The sequence below is a fragment of the Pseudomonas sp. NPDC089401 genome (assembly GCF_044749485.1).
Taxonomy (GTDB): Bacteria; Pseudomonadota; Gammaproteobacteria; order Pseudomonadales; family Pseudomonadaceae; genus Aquipseudomonas.
The window spans coordinates 527,562-546,170 of the sequence record NZ_JBIVIA010000003.1 but is presented as its reverse complement, the minus strand read 5'-3'; the positions used below and the strand labels follow the sequence as shown (position 1 = coordinate 546,170).

General features: G+C 66.0%; 16 protein-coding genes. 8 read left to right on the top strand and 8 right to left on the bottom strand.

Features of this window, described 5'->3' with window-relative positions; translation table 11 throughout:
* Window positions 1-113 precede the first annotated feature (113 nt).
* Window positions 114-1,322: an MFS transporter gene (locus ACIP21_RS09845; RefSeq protein WP_400686857.1), complete on the bottom strand. Its 1,209-nt coding sequence runs from the start codon at window positions 1,320-1,322 to the stop codon at window positions 114-116.
* Window positions 1,323-1,856: 534 nt separating this feature from the next.
* Between ACIP21_RS09845 and ACIP21_RS09840 the strand changes: the two genes are divergently transcribed.
* Complete coding sequence (locus ACIP21_RS09840; protein WP_400686855.1) at window positions 1,857-2,528, top strand: TetR/AcrR family transcriptional regulator; 672 nt, start codon at window positions 1,857-1,859, stop codon at window positions 2,526-2,528.
* A 6-nt stretch (window positions 2,529-2,534) separates the two neighbouring features.
* Here the strand turns inward: ACIP21_RS09840 and ACIP21_RS09835 are convergent, their stop codons facing one another.
* The 3 genes from ACIP21_RS09835 to ACIP21_RS09825 all read right to left on the bottom strand — a co-directional run bounded on the left by ACIP21_RS09835 (window position 2,535) and on the right by ACIP21_RS09825 (window position 5,567).
* Entirely contained in the window at window positions 2,535-3,542 is a 1,008-nt protein-coding gene (locus tag ACIP21_RS09835) for a GlxA family transcriptional regulator (RefSeq protein WP_400686854.1), read from the bottom strand.
* Window positions 3,543-3,773: 231 nt separating this feature from the next.
* On the bottom strand, window positions 3,774-4,592 hold the full coding sequence (locus ACIP21_RS09830) for an HDOD domain-containing protein (RefSeq protein ID WP_400686852.1): 819 nt from the start codon (window positions 4,590-4,592) through the stop codon (window positions 3,774-3,776).
* A 30-nt stretch (window positions 4,593-4,622) separates the two neighbouring features.
* The gene (locus tag ACIP21_RS09825; RefSeq protein WP_400686850.1) at window positions 4,623-5,567 is read right to left on the bottom strand and encodes a LysR substrate-binding domain-containing protein; all 945 of its coding nucleotides are present in this window, start codon (window positions 5,565-5,567) and stop codon (window positions 4,623-4,625) included.
* 121 nt (window positions 5,568-5,688) lie between these two features.
* On the opposite strand from ACIP21_RS09825, the gene ACIP21_RS09820 reads away from it, so the two are divergent.
* The gene (locus tag ACIP21_RS09820; RefSeq protein ID WP_400686848.1) at window positions 5,689-7,011 is read left to right on the top strand and encodes a serine hydrolase domain-containing protein; all 1,323 of its coding nucleotides are present in this window, start codon (window positions 5,689-5,691) and stop codon (window positions 7,009-7,011) included.
* 66 nt (window positions 7,012-7,077) lie between these two features.
* Entirely contained in the window at window positions 7,078-7,290 is a 213-nt protein-coding gene (locus ACIP21_RS09815) for a hypothetical protein (protein ID WP_400686846.1), read from the top strand.
* A 42-nt stretch (window positions 7,291-7,332) separates the two neighbouring features.
* Here ACIP21_RS09815 and ACIP21_RS09810 read toward each other — a convergent pair whose 3' ends face one another.
* Window positions 7,333-7,656 (bottom strand): hypothetical protein, encoded by a 324-nt coding sequence (locus ACIP21_RS09810; protein WP_400686844.1) that lies wholly within the window; start codon window positions 7,654-7,656, stop codon window positions 7,333-7,335.
* A 256-nt stretch (window positions 7,657-7,912) separates the two neighbouring features.
* Here ACIP21_RS09810 and ACIP21_RS09805 point away from each other — a divergent pair, with 256 nt between their 5' ends.
* Entirely contained in the window at window positions 7,913-8,407 is a 495-nt protein-coding gene (locus ACIP21_RS09805) for a GNAT family N-acetyltransferase (RefSeq protein ID WP_400686843.1), read from the top strand.
* Between the two features lie 132 nt (window positions 8,408-8,539).
* Entirely contained in the window at window positions 8,540-10,639 is a 2,100-nt protein-coding gene (locus ACIP21_RS09800; RefSeq protein ID WP_400686841.1) for a putative bifunctional diguanylate cyclase/phosphodiesterase, read from the top strand.
* 125 nt (window positions 10,640-10,764) lie between these two features.
* On the opposite strand, the gene ACIP21_RS09795 is transcribed toward ACIP21_RS09800, so the two are convergent.
* Entirely contained in the window at window positions 10,765-11,589 is an 825-nt protein-coding gene (locus ACIP21_RS09795) for an aldo/keto reductase (protein WP_400686839.1), read from the bottom strand.
* 226 nt (window positions 11,590-11,815) lie between these two features.
* On the opposite strand from ACIP21_RS09795, the gene ACIP21_RS09790 reads away from it, so the two are divergent.
* The gene (locus tag ACIP21_RS09790) at window positions 11,816-12,694 is read left to right on the top strand and encodes a DMT family transporter (RefSeq protein ID WP_400686837.1); all 879 of its coding nucleotides are present in this window, start codon (window positions 11,816-11,818) and stop codon (window positions 12,692-12,694) included.
* A gap of 47 nt (window positions 12,695-12,741) precedes the next feature.
* Here the strand turns inward: ACIP21_RS09790 and ACIP21_RS09785 are convergent, their stop codons facing one another.
* A complete protein-coding gene (locus tag ACIP21_RS09785) occupies window positions 12,742-13,335 on the bottom strand; it encodes an ATPase (protein ID WP_400686835.1) in 594 nt (197 codons plus the stop codon).
* 101 nt (window positions 13,336-13,436) lie between these two features.
* Window positions 13,437-14,342, bottom strand: coding sequence for a LysR family transcriptional regulator (locus tag ACIP21_RS09780; RefSeq protein ID WP_400686833.1), 906 nt, complete (start codon window positions 14,340-14,342; stop codon window positions 13,437-13,439).
* A gap of 445 nt (window positions 14,343-14,787) precedes the next feature.
* Here ACIP21_RS09780 and katG point away from each other — a divergent pair, with 445 nt between their 5' ends.
* On the top strand, window positions 14,788-17,043 hold the full coding sequence (gene katG / locus ACIP21_RS09775) for a catalase/peroxidase HPI (RefSeq protein WP_400686831.1): 2,256 nt from the start codon (window positions 14,788-14,790) through the stop codon (window positions 17,041-17,043).
* A 259-nt stretch (window positions 17,044-17,302) separates the two neighbouring features.
* Window positions 17,303-18,514: a M24 family metallopeptidase gene (locus ACIP21_RS09770; protein WP_400686829.1), complete on the top strand. Its 1,212-nt coding sequence runs from the start codon at window positions 17,303-17,305 to the stop codon at window positions 18,512-18,514.
* Window positions 18,515-18,609 lie beyond the last annotated feature (95 nt).

The window sequence follows — 18,609 nt, the reverse complement described above, 5'->3', positions numbered from 1 at the left end:
GAGGGGAACACTGACGGAGAGGGGTTGACGCCGGGAAAAACCTGACAGGCTTGCTGCGCTGTTGTAGTCGTCGACACGGCGCGGCAAACCAGGGTTTGCCGCGCCGCAGGCGCTTAGCCGAGCTGCGCCGCCAGGCGGTTGCTGACGTTGCGCCCCAGCACCAGCACGGTGACGAAGCCACAGCCCACCAGCGCCGTGGCCAGGCTCATCAGTACCGCGCTGCCCATCTGGTCGACGATGCGCCCGCCGAAGAACGAGCCCAGGGCGATGATGACCTGGAACATGGCGACGAACAGCGGCATGCCGCGCTCCACATCCTTGGGCGCGACCACGAACATCCAGATGCTGGAGCAGGCCGGGAAGGCGCCGAAGGCGAAGCCCCAGAGGCCGATCAGCATCGCCGCGCCCGTCAGGTGGGTGGCGAAGTAGGGGAACAGCGCGGTGCTGATGGCGATCATCAGCGCCACCAGCATCAGCGTGTGGCGCACGCTGCGGTTGGCGGCGAAACCGGCGAACAGGTTGCCGGCCACACCGGCGATGCCGTAGAGCAGCAGCAACGAGCCGATGGTCGGCCCATCGAAGCCGGAGCGTTCCTTGAAGAACGGTGCCACATAGGTGTACGCGGCGAAGTGCGCGAGACCGATCAGCAGCACGGCGATCAGCCCGACCCGCGCCTGCGGGTTGATGAACAGCGCCGGCAGGTCACTGACGCGGATGGCCTTGTCCGGGTCCAGCCGTGGCAGCAGGAACACCTGCGCCAGCAACACCGGCACGCCGACGATCGCGGTGACCAGGAAGGTCATGCGCCAGCCCATCAGGTTGCTCAGCCAGGTGCCGACCGGCACCCCGAGCACGGTGGCCAGGGTCACGCCGACCATGATGATCGACGTCGCCTGTGCCACACCCACGCCCTTGGGCGCCAGCCGGCCGCTGAGGGCGATGGCCGTGGCCCAGAAGCCGCCGATGCTGATGCCCAGCAGTACACGCCCGAACAGCAGCAGGCTGAAGTCGCTGGCATAGGCCACCACGGCGTTGGCGACGATCATGATCAGCGTCAGGCCGACCAGCAGGTAGCGCCGGTCCATGGCGCCGATGCCGACCGACAGCAACGGCGCAGCGAGCGCGGCCATGATGCCCGGCAGGGTGACCATCAGCCCGGCCTGGCCGGCGCTGATGCCCAGGTCGCTGGCGACGTCGTTGAGCACGCCGACCGGGAGGAATTCACTGGTGACCAGGGCGAACGCGCCCACGGCGACGGAGAGGATGGCGAGCCATTGCTGGAGCACGCTGCGTTGATTGGGGTCGGACTGGCCGCTTGGCATGGTTTGGGTTCCAAAGGAGATGGCGCCTGAAGCAGGCGAAAGGAGCGGGGGGAGAATTTGCAGGCGATTATAAAAGTCGCTGCTGCGCCATCGACAGGCAAGCCGTTCGATAGTAATCATCAGCGCAATCGATAAAAGACCCAGGTTAGAGCCCCTGGCAGCCGCGCCACATTCTGCCGCCAGGCGCCAAGGCGGGCAACCATGGCCCCCCAAGCGTGGCCACGTTGCAACAAATGTAGGAGCGACCTTGGTCGCGATGCGCCGCGCGGGCGGCGCTCGATCTCACAGGCGCTGCAAACCTGTCGCCGTACACCGGGTGGCCATTACGCACAGCCCTTTGAATTATCTTAAACCTGACACGGCCCTTTCGCGGCTAAAGCCGCTCCTACCTACAGGTACCGTGCTGGTCTTGAGGCGGTGTATTGCCGCCATTTCCAGCACGCTGAGTCGGCCTAAACCAAAAGCCTGCTTCCCAGCCCCCCGTCACTCACGGATAATCCCCCCCAAATCCCAAAAAATACCCCGTGAGCCCCCATGAGCAACCCCGTAGCCCCCCTCAGCCCGCCTGAATCCTCGGCTACGCGCCAACCGCGCAAGAACAACCCCGAGAAGACCCGCGAGGACATCCTCCAGGCCGCGATCAACGAGTTCGTCCAGCAAGGCCTGGCCGGCGCGCGCGTGGATGCCATCGCCGAGCGCACGGCCACCTCCAAGCGCATGATCTACTACTACTTCGGCAGCAAGGAGCAGCTCTACGTCGAGTGTCTGGTCAAGCTCTACGGCGACATCCGCAAGACCGAGCAGAGCCTGGACCTGGAATCGCTGCCGGCCGAGCAGGCGATCTGCCGCCTGGCCGAGTTCACCTTCGACCACCACGACCGCAATGTCGATTTCGTGCGCATGGTCTGCACCGAGAACATCCACTACGGCGAGTACGTGAAGAAGTCCCCGGCCATCCGCGAGATGAGCAGCCTGGTGCTGGACGCACTGGGCAGCACCCTCAAGCGCGGCGTGGAGGCGGGGGTGTTCCGCCCGGGCATCGAGGTCATCGACCTGCACATGCTGATGAGCTCGTTCTGCTTCTACCGGGTGTCCAACCGCCACACCTTTGGCGACATCTTCCAGATCGACCTGGCCGCCGACGAGGTCAAGCAACGCCACCGGCAGATGATCTGCGACGTGGTGCTCAGCTACATCCGCGCCTGATCCCCCTCACTCGCCCAGCCGTTGCTCGCGCGACGGCGGGTAGCCGAAGTAGGCCGCATAGCACTTGCTGAAGTGCGACACCGAGACGAAGCCGCAGGCCACCGCCACTTCCATCACCGACAGGTCGGAATACTGCAGCAGGCGGCGGCTCTTGGTGATGCGCAGCTCCATGTAGTAGCGCCGCGGCGAGGTGCCGAGCTGGGCCTGGAACAGGCGGTCGATCTGGCGGCGCGAGCGGCCGCTGTAGGACGCCAGCTGGTCGAGGCTCAGGGTCTCTTCGAGGTTGTTCTCCATCAGCTCGACGATGGTGCGCAGGTGCAGGCTCATGGACTTTTTCGCGCCGGGGCCGACCTGGCGGTAGCGGGCGCCGGAGAACGAGAGGATTTCCTCCACGCCTTCGGCCAGGCCGTCGCCATACAGGCGACGGACCAGGCCAAGCATCAGCTCCATGGCGCCATTCGGGCTGGCGGCGCTGAGGCGGTCGCGGTCGAGGGTGAAGCTGGCCGGGGTGATGCGGGTTTGCGGGCTGCGTTCGGAGAGGCTGGCGCGCTGCTCGGGGTGGATGCTGCAGCCGTAGTCGTCGAGCACGCCGGCGCGGCCGAGGAACCAGGCGCCGTTCCACAGGCCGCCCAGGGCCATGCCGTGGGCGGCGCAGTCGTCCAGCAGGCGGTCGAGCTCGGGGTATTTGAGCGGCGTGCGCAGGCCACCACAGACGATCAGCAGGTCGAGTTCCTTGAGCTCCTCGGCCGACAGCTCGGTGGCCACCAGCTCCAGGCCCAGGTCGCTGAGCACGCGGTCGCCGTCGAGCGACAGCGGGGTGAAGCGGAAGCTGTCGGCACGCAGCAGGTTGGCGGTGACCAGCACGTCCATGGCCACGGTGAAGCTGGCCATCGAGAAGTGCTCGAGCAGGATGAAATCGACCCGGTACGGCGCCTCGGGGCTGCCGGCGTTGGCCTTGAGCCGCAGCATGTTGCTGGTGCTGGTCTTCTTGCTGAACTGACGTGGGGTGGGCACTCTTGACTCCGCTTCCTGGCTGGCCCGCAGAGTGTGGCGGGCGGTGGCGGGAAAGACAATCTCCAGTGGGCGCGTGTCGTGTTGCAGGTCGTGTAGAGGCAAGTCGGGTAAGCTGGTGAGCCTGTCATGGAGAGCTTCGATGCAGGCTGCTCTGGCGCAGGTGCCGAGGCATCGAGGTTGCCTGGACGGGCCTCTTCGCGGCGGTTCGACGCCGCGAAGAGGCCGGTGCGGTCAGGCCAGGAAATCAGCGAACGCCTTGTCCTGCTCCAGCACGAACGGCAGTTTCTCGAACAGCAAATCCAGGTCGACGCCTTCGAACAGCGGCCCCCCCAGCGCGTCCCGCGCCTCGCCGGTCGGCCCGCCATGCTGCTCCAGCGCATCGAAGATCTCCATCGCCTGGGCAATCACCCGCGCATAAGGCTGCCCATCCGGAGCTTTGTGAGGCTGGGCCTGATACAGGATGGCCGACTGGATGGTCAGCGGCAGGTTCCAGCGCTTGGCCAGCTCCGCGCCGACCTCCGGGTAGCCGAAACCCAGTTGCTGGTTTTCGCTGGCCGCGCGGCTGGCGGTGCCACTGGCGCCCTTGATGCGTGCGGCATAGTCCGGTGCGCCGGTCTGGATCAGCAGCTCGCCGATGTCGTGCATCACCCCGCAGGTGAACGCCACCTCACCGTCCAGCAGGGCCTGGCGGGCCAGCAGGCGGCTGATGCTGGCGACCTGGAAGCTGCGGCCCCAGAACTGCTTGAGGTTGAAGCCTGGCGCCGACTTGAAGGCGCCGGTCACCGCCGAGGCCAGCACCAGGGTGCGCAGCACGTTGATGCCCAGGCGCATGGCCGCGTCCTCGATGCTGGACGACTCGCGGGCGCCCTTGAAACGCGCCGAGTTGGCCAGGCGCAGCACCTTGGCGGCGATCACCGGGTCACGTTCGATGTTGCGGGCGACTTTTTCCAGGCTTTCGTGGGGGTTGTCGAACTGCTGCACCAGTTCCAGGGCGACCTGGGGAATGCTGGGGAGACTGTGCAACTCTGCAAACAGCGTAGAGATATCCATGGCAAGCCACTCTTCGTCCGGTGGAGACTTTTAAGATAGGCAATTTTTAGCCGTCTGCACGCCACCTGTCGGGCTTTGCCAGGCAGCGTCCGGGTAGCCTGTGCGCAGTTGCTCCCGTAGCCAGGCGATGAACCACAGGGCATCCTCGCCGGGCGCTTGGGTGGGGGTGAGCACCTGGTAGCTTTCCAGCGCTACGCCGCGGGCCACGCAGCGCACCAGGCTACCCTCGGCCAGCTCGTTGGCCACCAGTACCTCGGTGGCCAGGGCGATGCCATGGCCGGCCTTGGCCAGGTTCAGGACAATGTCGTTGCTGACGTGCGACGTGTCCGCCTGCACGCACTGGCGCACGCCCTGGGCGGCGAACCAGCTGTTCCACCAGCCGCCACTGTCGACGTGGATCAGCCTGCAGCGCAGCAGGTCGGCGACCTCCAGCGCCAACGGCAGCGTGGCCCTGAACGCGGGCGAACACACGGCGAACACCTCGGGGCGAATCAGCACTTCGTGCACGCCGGACAATTCACCTGGCAGGCCATAGGCGATGGCCAGGTCCGCCTGGCGGGCGTCGACGCTGGTGAAGGTGGCGTTGGGCTCGATGGCGATCTTCAGTTCGGGGCGGATGGCCTTCAGCGCTTCGATGCGCGGGGTCAGCCAGCGCGAGGCGAAGGCCGGCACGCAGAGGATGCGCAGCCAGCGCTCCGGGGCGCGGCGGCTGACCACCTGGTCGGCATGGGCCAGCATCTTCAGGGCTTGCGACACGCACTGGTAGTAGTAGGCGCCCTCCGGGGTCAGGCGCACTCCCCGCGACGAGCGATCGAGCAGGCGCACGCCCAGCCAGTCCTCGAGGATCTTCACGTGCCGGCCGATGGCGGGCTGGGTGACATGCAGGGCCTGGGCGGCGGCGACGTAGCTGCCCAGGCGGGCGGCGGCTTCGAAGGCGCGCACGGCGTTCAGGGGAGGGAGCCGGTCGATCGACATGGGGAGGCCTGCATTTGTTAGTTTTTTTAACAGTGGCTGCAAATTTATTGTGCTTTTCCAGGCCAGGCAACCTCGCCAGACTCGCTGGGGCGTACTTCCCTACCTTGCGAGGAGCGGCCCCATGCCGGCATTACCTACAATAAGAACTTCCCTGAGCGCCTTGGCCATCGTGGCCGCCATGACCGGCGTGGCTCACGCCGAGGGTGACCAGGGGCCCTGTGGCGTTGCCGGGCTGAAGACCTGCCCGCAACCCTTCGACAAGACGCTGCCGGCCGCCAAGGACATGCTCAGCTGGGACCAGGCGACCCGTGTGGTCGGTTTCCGCAACACCTACCGCCTGTACGGCGGCGATGTGTTCAGCAGCCACGGCGCCAAGCCGTTCCCGCTGGCGCAAGCCGCCCAGCCGCTGACCGAGGTGCACTACACCCTGGACGGCAAGCCGCAGGGGATCGCCGACTACCAGCGCAACCAGAGCGTCACCGGCCTGCTGATTCTCAAGGACGGCAAGATCGCCTACGAGCATTACGCCCAGGGCAACACCGCGCAATCCCTGTGGACCTCACGCTCGGTGGCCAAATCCGTGGTCAGCGTGCTGGTCGGGGTGGCGATCAAGCAGGGCAAGATCCATTCGGTGGATGACAAGATCACCCGCTACATACCGGAACTCCAGGGCACCGCCTGGCAGGATGTGACCCTGCACCAGCTGCTGCAGCACACCTCGGGCGTGGTCTGGGACGAGAACTATGCCTCGAAGGATTCCGACTTCTCCCACATGACCCAGTGTGAAGCCACGCCGGATCCATATACCTGCGTGTTCAACCTGGTGAAGTCGGTGAAGCGCAAGCCCGGGGTGAAGCCCGGCGAAGTCTGGTCATACAACACCGGCGGCGCCTGGCTGGTCGGCCGGGTGCTGGAAAACGCCACTGGCATGACCCTGGCCAAGAACCTCGAATCGCAGGTCTGGAGCCGCTACGGCATGCAGCAGGACGGCGTCTGGCATGCGCTGGTGCCGGGCAAGGTCGACATGGGCGGCCACGGTTTCAACGCCACCCTGCGCGACTGGGGCCGCTTTGGCCAGTTCGTCATGAGTGGCGGGCAGTTGCCCACTGGCGAGAAGCTGCTGCCGGAGGACTGGATCGCCCGCTCCACCCACTGGACCCAGGCCAAGGGTTCGGTGACGGCGGCGGCGCCGAACGGCCAGTACGGCTACCAGTGGTGGTACAACGCGCCGGCCCCGGATGCCAAGCTCGAGCCCAAGCACACCGCGACCAGCGCGCAGACCTTCTGGGCCCTGGGCATCTACGGCCAGACAATCGCGATCAATCCGGCCGAGAAGCTGGTGATGGTGCAATGGTCGACCTGGAAGAACGCCGAAACCCCGAGTTCGCTGTATGACGAGCAGGCAGTCTTCGTCAACGCAGTGTCCCAGGCCCTGCACCGGTAGCAAATCCGAATGAACCCTCACCGTTGGCGGTAACCCAAACCCTTACATGCCAACGGGAGAGTGCTCATGGAAATCGGAACGATCTGGATCATTGTCGCAGCCGTGGTCATCCTGCTGGAGATTTTCGCCATCTGGCACATCATCGGCAGCGAGCGGCGGGCCGAGCGCAAGATGCTGTGGATCGTGTTCGTGGTCTATGCGCCGTTTCCCGGGTTGCTGTTCTGGGTCTGGCGCGGGCCGCGGGCGGTGAAGGGCCGCCACGTGCTGCAGGAAAAATGAAACGGCGAGCCCCAGGCCGCAGGTGCCTGGGGCGCGCTGGCGTCAGTCGGGGATGTTCAGTTCCATGGCCGGCGCCAGGCCGTTGACGAACAGGCTGCTCTCGAAGGTGATGCGTTTGTCCACCTCGAGTTCGCGGAAGGCCTTGCGGATGCCGTTGCGCACCAGGCTGCGGGCTTCGCGGCGCTTGGCATCGATGTCGCCCGGCTGCAGGCTGAGCTCGCCGAGCAGGGTGGTCTGCAGGTGTTCGATGGTCTCCCAGCCCATTTTGGTGCGCATGTGATGGCGCGCTTTTTCGGCGTGCGGCTCATCGGCGTCGGTGAGTGGGCTGATGGTGTAGGCGAGTTGGAAGGAATAGGACTTGCTCATGACAGCTCCTTGACAGTCGGTGACTGGCCTCCGTGCCGGAAGTCGCACTTTAAGCGGGCCGCATCGCCTGCGCCCAGGAACGGGGTGTTGAGGGCGGCAGGCGGATCTGGTGAAAACTCCTACATCTAGTATCGTTTTAGTCAGGACCGGCCTTTTCGCAGTGTGGGAGCGGGTTTATCGAGGCGTCTAACCGCCGCGAAAGGGCCATCAAAACCACCCCAAAAGCCATAGAATGGCCCTTTTCCCGAGCCACCCCATGCCCCCCATCGAGCTGCTGCAAACGACCCCCGACCAGGCCAACCTGATCCGCAACCTCTACCAGTTCTATGCCTACGATTCCTCCGACTGGGAGCAGGAAGACGTCGAGGTCGACGGCCGTTTCTACATCCACGAAGAGCACCTGCAACGCTACTGGCAGTCCCCTGGCTGGAGCGCCAGCCTGGTGCTGGTGGACGGCTTCATCGCCGGTTTCGTGCTGGTCGAGGGCTGTGAGCTGCCCGGCATCGAGGCACTGGAGCTGGCCGACCTGTTCATCCTCAAACGCTACCGCCGCCAGGGCATCGGCCGCGCCGTCGCCGAACAGCTGCTGTCCAGCCCCGGCGACTGGCTGCTGCGCTGCCATACCCAGGACGCGGTCGCCGTGGCCTTCTGCCGGGCCGCCGTGGCCGACCTGCAACGCCCGGTGCAGCAGGTGGTGCTCGACGACGATCCGCAGCTGCTCACCTACCGGGTCAGCTCGGCCCTGCACTGACGTGCCAGTAAAATTATGTGAACCACTTCACAAAACGCGCTCGCGCGGCATAATGCCAGCACTGCTTCTTCAGGCTCGGCCGCCCTGGCCGGGGTTTCCTACTCGTGCGCGTCGCAGGTTCAGGTAATTTTCATGTCGCTAGTCGCAAGCCCCGACATCATGTACCGGCTGTTGATCCAGAGCGTGGTGGACTATGCCATCTACCTGCTCACCCCCGACGGTATCGTCGCCAACTGGAACCCAGGCGCCCAGCGGGCCAAGGGTTACCTCGCCGACGAGATCGTCGGCCAGCACTACTCGTTGTTCTACAGCGAGGCCGAGCGCGCCGCCGGGCTGCCTCAGCAGAACCTGGAGCAGGCCCGCAGTACCGGACGTTTCGAAGAAGTCGGCGCGCGCCTGCGCAAGGACGGCACGGCGTTCCATGCCCATGTGGTGATCGAGGCGGTGCATGACGACAACGGCCACCTGGTGGGCTTCGCCAAGGTCACTCGCGACATCAGCGAGCGCCGCCAGCAGGAGCGGGAGTTGCTGCAGGCCAAGGAACTGGCCGAGCAGTACAGTCAGGAAATGAGCAACCTGTCGCAGTTCCTCGACTCGGTGATCGCCAACATCCCCGCCAGCGTCATCGTCCAGGACCTGCAGAGCCAGCGCATCCTGCTCGCCAACCAGCAGGCCGAGCGCCTGTTCGGCGGGCGTGGCAAGCCGATGATCGGCCACACACCGAACGAGTGTCTGTCGGCCGCCGCCGCCGACTACCTGGAAACCCAGCTCAGCCGCGGCGCCCGCAGCAGCAAGGGCTTTGCCGCCGAAACCCACGTCGACACCGCCTGCGGCCCGCGCACCCTGCGCAGCCGCGCCTTGCTCAGCCAGCACTGCGAAGGCCAGGCCGACTACGTGCTGTTCGTCGCCGAGGATGCCACCGAAGAACTGGCCGCCCATGCGCAGATCCACCACATGGCGCACCACGACGCGCTCACCGGGCTGCCCAACCGCACCCTGTTCAACGAGCGCCTCAAGCAGGCCCTGGTGCGCGGCGACGACCACGACAAGCTCACCGCCGCGCTGTGCCTGGACCTGGACAACTTCAAGAACATCAACGACTCGCTGGGCCATGCCTTCGGCGACAAGCTGCTGCGCGCCCTGGGCAAGCGCCTGCGCCGCGAACTGCGCGAGCACGACACCTTGGCGCGCCTGGGAGGCGACGAGTTCGCCGTGGTCCTGACTCACCTCGACAGCCGCGACGCAGCCTGCAACACCGCCCAGCGCCTGATCGCCGCGATCTGCCCGCCGTTCCAGATCGAAGGCCACCAGTGTTCGGTGGGGGTGAGCATCGGCATCGCCATTGCCCCGGACGACCACGACCACGCCGAGCAATTGCTCAGCTATGCCGACATGGCCCTGTACGAGGCCAAGCGCAACGGTCGCAACCGCTACGAGTGCTTCCATGTCGAGCTGGATGTCGCCGCGCGCCAGCGCCGCCTGGTGGAGACCGACCTGCGCACCGCGCTGCACCTGGGCCAGTTGCAGCTGCACTACCAGCCGGTGGTGGACCAGCTGACCAGCAGCGTGACCGGCTACGAGGCGCTGCTGCGCTGGGAGCACCCGACCCGCGGCATGGTCATGCCGATGGACTTCATTCCCATCGCCGAGGAGACCGGGCTGATCCATGAACTCGGCACCCGCGCGCTGAACCTGGCGTGCCAGGAGGCGGCCAGCTGGGGCACCGAGCAGACCGTGTCGGTGAACCTGTCGCCGGTGCAGTTCAAGAACGCCAACCTGGTCCACACCGTGACCCTGGCCCTGGCCGATTCGGGCCTGCCGGCGCAGCGCCTGGAGCTGGAAATCACCGAATCGGTGCTGCTCGGCAACAGCGAGGAGAACGTGCGCACCTTGCGCGCGTTGAAGGACCTGGGCGTGTCGATTTCCCTCGACGACTTTGGCACCGGGTATTCGTCGCTGGGCTACCTGCGCTCGTTCCCGTTCGACCGGATCAAGATCGACAAGTCGTTTGTGCACGACATGTGCGAGAGCCGCGAGGCGATGTCGATCATCCGCGCGATCACCGAGCTGTCCAACAGCCTGATGATCAAGACCACGGCGGAGGGGGTGGAGTCGGAGGAGCAGATGCAGCGGTTGCGGGCCGAGGGGTGCTCGCACTTCCAGGGGTATCTGTATGGGCGGCCGGCGCCGGCCAGCGAGCGCTTGATGCAGGTGGTGGCGGTGCCTGGCTGACGGCCCTGGGGGCTGCTGCGCAGCCCATTCGCGGGTAAACCCGCTCCCACAGGTATGGCGCAAGTTCTGAAAAATGTGCGGGCCCTGTGGGAGCGGGTTTACCCGCGAATGGGCCCGCACAGTTCTCAGCTGTTCCAGTCCGGAGCAAAGTCCGGGCTGACCACCCGCTGATCCTTCGGCAACCCGGCAATCACCGCCCGGTCTTCATCATCCAGCCGCACCTCAAGCGCCGCCAGGTTGGCCAACTGGTTCTCCCGGCTGCTGGCCTTGGGAATCACCGCCACGCCATCCTGGTCGAGCAACCACTTCAACGCCACCTGGCTCGGCAACACTCCATGCTTGCGCGCAATCGCCTGGATCTCCGGCCGTTCGGCCGCACGCCCACGGGCCAGCGGGGTGTAGGCGGTGAGCAGCAGGTCATGCTGGCGCGCATAGTCGAGCAGCGGCTGCTGCCCCAGCAGCACGTGATATTCCACCTGGATCGCCGACAACGGCGCGCCCAGCTCCTCGATCACCCGGCGCAGCAGGCCGAGCGGAAAGTTGGCCACGCCGATGCTGCGCGCCTTGCCTTCGTCGCGCAGGGCTACCAGGGTCTCGATGCTGCGGGCCAGGTCCCAGTCCTTGCCGGGCCAGTGGATATGGAACAGGTCGACCTGCTCGGTGCCCAGGGTGCGCAGGCTGTCTTCCAGCGACTGGCGCAGGGCTTCGGGGGCGAGGCGGTCCCACCAGACCTTGGTGGTCAGGTGGATCTGCTCGCGGGGCACGCTGCTGTCGCGCAGGGCTTGGCCGACGGCGTCCTCGTTGTTGTAGGCGGTGGCGGTGTCGATGTGGCGATAGCCCAGCTCCAGGGCCTGGTGCACGGCACGGGTGCACTCGGCGCCGGTCATCGGCCAGGTGCCCAGGCCGATGCAGGGCAGGTCCAGGCCGTTGCGGGTGGTGAGCCTTTGCATGAAAACTCCTTGTTCGGGGTCGAGGGTCCGTAGCCGATGGTGCGCGCTTTGCCAGGCAGGGGCCATGCGGGGAGGGGGAATAGTGGTCGATCAGCGAACGGAAAGCGAAACGTCTTACGGAACTTGGGTAATTGATCTTCCTTAAGTCGTCGTATCTCTTCTAGAATTCCGCCTGTCGCACCTGCCCCTTGGCGCAGCCTTTTGCCGCGCCACCATCGAGACCGCCATGAGTTCCAGCACACCGCTGTCCGGAGTCAATCACCCCCTGCGTGGCATTGCCCTGGTGGTGGTGGCGACGTTCCTGTTCGCCAGCCACGACGCCCTGTCCAAGTTCCTCGGTGGGCTGTACCCGATCGTCATGGTGGTGTGGGCACGCTACGTGGTGCACACCTTGCTGATGGCGGGCATCTTCCTGCCCAAGTCAGGCCTCGCCGTGCTGCGCACCCGCCGCCCGCTGCTGCAGACCCTGCGTGCGCTGAGCCTGCTGAGCACCAGCCTGCTGTTCACCACCGGCCTGCAGTACCTGCCATTGGCCGAGGCGACCTCGGTCAACTTCCTGGCCCCGGTGCTGGTCACCGCGCTGTCGGCGCCGTTGCTCAAGGAGCGCGTCACGACCGGGCAGTGGGTGGCGGTGGTGCTGGGTTTCATCGGCGTGCTGGTGGTGGTGCACCCGGGCGGCTCGATGTTCACCCCGGCGATCCTGTACCCGTTCGGCTCGGCGCTGGGCTTCTGCTTCTACCAACTGCTGACGCGCATCCTGTCGGCCTATGACAGCCCGACCACCAGCAACTTCTACGCCGGGTTGTGCAACACGCTGGTGATGAGCGTGCTGGTGCCGTTCTTCTGGGAGGTGCCGCGCTGGGATCACGCGCTGTTGATGCTGGCCCTGGGCGGCTTCGGCATGAGCGCGCACCTGCTGCTGACCCAGGCCTTCCGCCATGCCGCGCCGGCGTTGCTGGCGCCGTTCAGCTACTGCCAGATCGTGTTTGCCGGGTTGCTCGGGTTGGTGATCTACCGGCAGGTGCCGGACGATGCGAGCTTGCTGGGGATTGCCATCATCTGCCTGAGCGGGCTGGGGGCGGCCTGGATGCAGCGCAAGAAGTGAGTTCGGTGTCGGCTTCTTCGCGGCGGTTCGACGCCTCGAAGAGGCCCTCAAACCTTACCCTTGAGCAGCCCCAGCAACGATTGATCGAAATCCCGCAAGGCATCGGCCTGCGCCGCCTGTTCATCCTCCACCACCCTGGCCACATCGCTCAGCGGCTTGTGTGCCCGCCCTTCAGCCCGGCCGATGTAGGTCAGCTGGTCATCGAAGAACCGCGCCACCACCCGGCTCTCGATATCGGCACTGGCCAGCCGGCTCTCGGTGTCCAGCAGCACGATCACATCCGGGTGGTCGGCCAGCAGGGTGTCGAGGTCGTCGTAGAAGGTCACGTCGGCGAACTGCTGCGCCAGCGAACGGGCCAGCCAGTCGTAGGCCTGGCTGCCGCCATTGAGGGTCGCCACCGGCACTTTGCCGTTGGCAGGCTTGCTGCCCGCTTCAGCACGGTGGCGCTGCAGGTAGTCCAGCGTCGCGTCGCTGTTGCGCCCGAGCAGTACGGCGACATGCTGCCCCGGTGCCAGCGACACCTCGGAAAGGGCCGTGGCCGAGTAGAAGTGGCCTTGGGCTGCCGAATGACTGGCCGGCGCCGCGCATCCGCCGAGGGCAGCGAACAGGGCAAGCAGGGCAGCGATCATTGCGGATTTCATGGGTGGCGCCTCGTCGATCAGTGAATGCCGTCATCTTCCGCCTGGGTGGCCCCGGGCGGAACTTGATGGCTTTCATGATGGTTATCGACGCGATCGATGCATCACTGGGTGGCCATGAACTGCAGGATGCGCTCGCGCAGCCAGCGCTCGGCCGGGTCGTTGTCCTGGGCGCCGCTCCAGACCATCGACAGCTCGGCCTCGCTGATCTCGAACGGTGCCGGGTCGGCGCGCAGGCTGCCGTCGTCGGCCAGGGCGCAGGCGGCGTAGTCCGGCACGGTGGCGATCAGTTCGGTGTTGCGCAGCAGGGCACGCAGGCTGCCGAACTGCGGCACCGCCAGCACTACCTTGCGACAGCGACCGATGCGCGCCAGATCGAGGTCGATGTTGCCGCTCATGTCGCCGGAGAACGACACCATCACATGGGGCCGGGCGCAGTATTCGTCGAGGCTCAGCGGGCCGGGGCGGTCGTCGGCGCGCAGCACCCGCACACCGATGTCGCGCAGCTTGCGGCGCTTGGCGGTGGCGGGCAGGTCGGTGGTGTAGCTCACCCCCACCGAGATCTCGCCGCTGGCCAGCAGGCCCGGCATCAGCAGGAAGTTGGCCCGCCGCACCACCACGCTGATGTCCGGCGCTTCCTCGCGCAGGGCCTGGAGCAGGGCGGGGAACAGGCCGAATTCGGCATCGTCCGACAGGCCCAGGCGGAACTGGTTGCAACTGCTGGCCGGGTCGAACTCGCGGGCGCGGCTGATGGCCGAGGAGATCACGTCCATCGCCGGGCCCAGTTCGGCGAAGATCTGCATGGCCCGTGGCGTCGGCTCCATGGCCCGGCCGCTGCGGATCAGCAGCGGGTCGTCGAACAGCTCGCGCAGGCGGGCGAGGGCGGCGCTGACGGTGGACTGGGTGATGAACAGCTTCTCGCCGACGCGGGTCAGGTTGCGTTCGATCATCAGGGCTTCGAAGAGCACCAGCAGGTTCATGTCGACGCGGCGCAGGTCGTTGCGGTTCATGGGCGGGCGAGTTCCGGGGCTGAAGGGTTGGCGGTGTATTGAAGCACGGTGCTGGCCTGGTTGCCTTGTATGGATGTGCCGGCCCCTTCGCGGGTAAACCCGCTCCCACAGGGATCGCGGTCCCCTGTGGGAGCGGGTTTACCCGCGAAGGGGCCGGCACAGGAGGCCTGAAAGAGCCAACCTATCGCCGATCAATACTGCCTCTATTAGACCTCTGCCCAAGCTCGGCTAGTCTTTCCCCTGGCCCCGCGAATTCCGCGCGCGGGCGGCGTGCCAGCACCTGCGTGCAAGACCACGTCGCCGCAAGCGTGACAGCTTCGCAAGCCCCGTGTCGGCACAAGACCGACCTGACCTGATGAGGGGTAGGCATGAGCCCAGTGCTCGGCTGAAAGAACACCTGGCATAGACCGGAAATCTGGATAACCGACCCAAAAGGTAACAGCAGATGTCGAACGAATCGAAATGCCCGTTCCATCAAACCGCAGGTGGCGGCACCACCAACCGTGACTGGTGGCCTGACCAGCTCAACCTCAGGATTCTCCATCAACATTCGTCCAAGTCCAGCCCCGACCCGGACTTCGACTACGCCAAGGCGTTCAAGAGCCTCGATTTCCAGGCCCTGAAAAAAGACCTGACCGCCCTGATGACCGATTCCCAGGACTGGTGGCCGGCCGACTTCGGCCACTATGGCCCGCTGTTTATCCGCATGGCCTGGCACAGCGCCGGCACCTACCGCATCGGTGACGGCCGCGGCGGCGCCGGCTCCGGCCAGCAGCGCTTCGCCCCGCTCAACAGCTGGCCCGACAACGTCAGCCTGGACAAGGCCCGGCGCCTGCTGTGGCCGATCAAGCAGAAGTACGGCAACAAGATCTCCTGGGCCGACCTGATCGTGCTCACCGGCAACGTCGCGCTGGAATCCATGGGCTTCAAGACCTTCGGTTTCTCTGGCGGGCGCGCCGATGTATGGGAGCCCGATGAAGACGTGTACTGGGGTTCGGAAAAAGTCTGGCTGGGTGGCGATACCCGCTACGGCAAAGACCAGGTCAAGGCCCAGCCGCCAGGCCAGGGTGACCTGGTGGCCGAGCCGGCCAAGCATGGGGAGGAACAGAACCGTCAGCTCAGCGCCGAACGCAACCTGGAAAACCCGCTGGCCGCGGTGCAGATGGGCCTGATCTACGTGAACCCGGAAGGCCCCGAAGGCAACCCCGACCCGGTGGCTTCCGGCAGGGACATCCGTGAAACCTTCGGCCGCATGGCCATGAACGACGAGGAAACCGTGGCCCTGATCGCCGGTGGCCACGCCTTCGGCAAGACCCACGGCGCCGGCCCTGCCGACAACGTCGGCGCCGAGCCGGAAGCGGCGGGCCTGGAGCTGCAGGGCCTGGGCTGGCACAACAAGTTCGGCACCGGCAAGGGTGGCGACGCGATCACCAGCGGCCTGGAAGTGATCTGGACCTCGACCCCGACGAAGTGGAGCAACGAATACCTCAACAACCTGTTCAACTTCGAGTGGGAACTGACCAAGAGCCCGGCCGGCGCCCATCAATGGCGGCCCAAGGACGGCAAGGGCGCGGGCACCGTGCCCGATGCCCACGACGCCGGCAAGCGCCATGCCCCGTCGATGCTCACTTCCGACCTGGCGCTGCGCTTCGACCCGGCCTACGAGCCGATTGCCCGGCGCTTCAAGGACAACCCCGAGCAGCTGGCGGATGCCTTCGCCCGTGCCTGGTACAAGCTGATCCACCGCGACATGGGCCCGCTGGCACGCTACCTGGGCCCGGAAATGCCCAACGAAGAGCTGCTGTGGCAAGACCCGCTGCCCAAGGCCGATCAGCCGCTGGCAGGGGAGCAGGACATCGCCGCGCTGAAGGCCAAGGTGCTGGCTGCGGGCCTGAGCGTCGCCGAGCTGGTGTCCACCGCCTGGGCCGCAGCGTCGACGTTCCGCGGTTCCGACAAGCGCGGCGGGGCCAATGGTGGCCGCCTGCGCCTGGCACCGCAGAAGGACTGGGCGGCGAACCAGGGGACCGACAAGGTGCTCAAGGCGCTGGAGCAGATCCAGGGCGACTTCAAGAACAATGGCAAGCACATCTCCCTGGCCGACCTGATCGTCCTCGCCGGCTCCGCCGCCGTCGAGAAGGCCGCCAAGGATGCAGGGCACAACGTCAGCGTGGGCTTCCGCCCGGGGCGTGTCGATGCCTCCCAGGCGCAGACCGACGTCGAGTCGTTCGCCGTGCTGGAACCGCTGGCCGATGGCTTCCGCAACTTCAGCAAGGCCCGCTATAGCGTCAAGGCCGAGAAACTGCTGCTGGACAAGGCCCAGCTGCTGACCTTGACCGCGCCGGAGCTGACCGTGCTGATCGGCGGCCTGCGCGTGCTGGGCGCCAACCATGGTGGCAGCAAGCACGGCGTATTCACCGACAAGCCCGGCACCCTGAGCAACGACTTCTTCCGCAACCTGCTGGACATGGGCGTGGAATGGAAGGCGACCTCGGCCGACAACGAAGCCTTCGAAGGCCGCGACCGCAAGACCGGGCAAGTGAAGTGGACCGGCACCCGGGTCGACCTGGTGTTCGGCTCCCATGCCCAGCTGCGGGCGTTGAGCGAGGTGTATGGCAGCAGTGATGGCAACGACAAGTTCGTCAGGGACTTCGTTGCGGCTTGGGAGAAAGTCATGGAGCTCGACAGGTTTGATTTGAAGTAACGGTGGTTGCAGCGGGGGGCGCTTTGCGCCCCTTTCGCGACACGAGGCCGCTCCTACAGGCCATCACCGCATTCAGATGCGGCGCGGCCCTGTAGGAGCGGCCTCGTGTCGCGAAAGGGCTGCAGAGCAGCCCCCGGCCCAATGGCGATATCGCCAATTCCAGGTCGGATAGATACAAAAGCGTCCTCGTTCGTTCTGCTGCAATGCATCTCAGGCAACCGGCCTGAAAGCGTGCTCACAACGACAAGGAACACCGACCATGCAAATGCCCCAGACCCTGAAGATCCGCAACGGCGACAAGGTCAAGCCGACCTTCTCCGCGCAGGAGTACGCCGCTCGCCATGCCCGCCTGCGCGCCTACATGGCCGAGCAGGACATCGAGGCGGCGGTCTTCACTTCGTACCACAACGTCAACTACTACAGCGACTTCCTCTACTGCTCGTTCGGCCGCCCCTACGCCCTGGTGGTGACCCAGGAAAAGGTGGTGACCATCAGTGCCAACATCGACGGTGGCCAGCCCTGGCGTCGCACCGTCGGCACCGACAACATCGTCTACACCGACTGGCAGCGCGACAACTACTTCGTCGCCATCCAGCAGGCACTGCCGCTGGCCTCGCGTATCGGCGTCGAGTACGACCATCTCAACCTGCAGAACCACGCCAAGCTCGCGGCTTGCTACCCCAAGGCCGAACTGCTGGACATCGGCGCACCCTGCATGCGCCTGCGCATGATCAAGTCGGCCGAGGAGCAGGCGCTGATCCGCCACGGCGCACGGGTGGCGGATATCGGCGGCGCGGCGGTGGTCGAAGCATTGCGTGACCAGGTGCCGGAGTACGAGGTGGCGCTGCATGCCACCCAGGCGATGGTCCGCGAGATTGCCCGCAGCTTCCCCGACGGCGAACTGATGGACACCTGGACCTGGTTCCAGTCCGGGCTCAACACCGATGGCGCGCACAACCCGGTGACCAGCCGCAAGGTCGGCAAGGGCGAGATCCTCAGCCTCAACTGCTTCCCGATGATCGCCGGGTACTACACGGCGCTGGAGCGCACGCTGTTCCTCGACCACTGCCCGGATGCGTACCTGCGCCTGTGGCAGGCCAACGTCGAGGTGCATGAGGCGGGGCTCAAGCTGGTACGCCCGGGCATGCGTTGCTGCGACATCGCCCGCGAACTGAACGAGATCTTCCTGCGTCATGACCTGCTGCAGTTCCGCACCTTCGGCTATGGCCACTCGTTCGGCACCTTGAGCCACTACTACGGGCGCGAAGCCGGTCTGGAATTGCGCGAGGACATCGACACGGTGCTGGAACCGGGCATGGTGGTATCGATCGAGCCGATGATCATGCTGCCCGAAGGGCGGCCGGGGGCAGGGGGCTACCGCGAGCATGACATCCTGATCGTCAACGAGCACGGGGCCGAGAACATCACCCGGTTCCCGTATGGCCCGGAGCACAACATCATTCGCAAATAAATACCGGGGCGGGGGGGGGGGGGGGGGGGGGGGGGGGGGGGGGGGCGGCCCCCCCCCCCCCCCGCGGGGGGGGGGGGCGGGGGGGGGGGGGGGCG

Coding starts and splice junctions, on each gene's coding strand:
- ACIP21_RS09845 (WP_400686857.1), bottom strand. CDS start 1,322: ATGCCAAGCGGCCAGTCCGACCCCAATCAACGCAGCGTGCTCCAGCAA.
- ACIP21_RS09840 (WP_400686855.1), top strand. CDS start 1,857: ATGAGCAACCCCGTAGCCCCCCTCAGCCCGCCTGAATCCTCGGCTACG.
- ACIP21_RS09830 (WP_400686852.1), bottom strand. CDS start 4,592: ATGGATATCTCTACGCTGTTTGCAGAGTTGCACAGTCTCCCCAGCATT.
- ACIP21_RS09825 (WP_400686850.1), bottom strand. CDS start 5,567: ATGTCGATCGACCGGCTCCCTCCCCTGAACGCCGTGCGCGCCTTCGAA.
- ACIP21_RS09820 (WP_400686848.1), top strand. CDS start 5,689: ATGCCGGCATTACCTACAATAAGAACTTCCCTGAGCGCCTTGGCCATC.
- ACIP21_RS09815 (WP_400686846.1), top strand. CDS start 7,078: ATGGAAATCGGAACGATCTGGATCATTGTCGCAGCCGTGGTCATCCTG.
- ACIP21_RS09810 (WP_400686844.1), bottom strand. CDS start 7,656: ATGAGCAAGTCCTATTCCTTCCAACTCGCCTACACCATCAGCCCACTC.
- ACIP21_RS09805 (WP_400686843.1), top strand. CDS start 7,913: ATGCCCCCCATCGAGCTGCTGCAAACGACCCCCGACCAGGCCAACCTG.
- ACIP21_RS09800 (WP_400686841.1), top strand. CDS start 8,540: ATGTCGCTAGTCGCAAGCCCCGACATCATGTACCGGCTGTTGATCCAG.
- ACIP21_RS09795 (WP_400686839.1), bottom strand. CDS start 11,589: ATGCAAAGGCTCACCACCCGCAACGGCCTGGACCTGCCCTGCATCGGC.
- ACIP21_RS09790 (WP_400686837.1), top strand. CDS start 11,816: ATGAGTTCCAGCACACCGCTGTCCGGAGTCAATCACCCCCTGCGTGGC.
- ACIP21_RS09785 (WP_400686835.1), bottom strand. CDS start 13,335: ATGAAATCCGCAATGATCGCTGCCCTGCTTGCCCTGTTCGCTGCCCTC.
- ACIP21_RS09780 (WP_400686833.1), bottom strand. CDS start 14,342: ATGAACCGCAACGACCTGCGCCGCGTCGACATGAACCTGCTGGTGCTC.
- katG (WP_400686831.1), top strand. CDS start 14,788: ATGTCGAACGAATCGAAATGCCCGTTCCATCAAACCGCAGGTGGCGGC.
- ACIP21_RS09770 (WP_400686829.1), top strand. CDS start 17,303: ATGCAAATGCCCCAGACCCTGAAGATCCGCAACGGCGACAAGGTCAAG.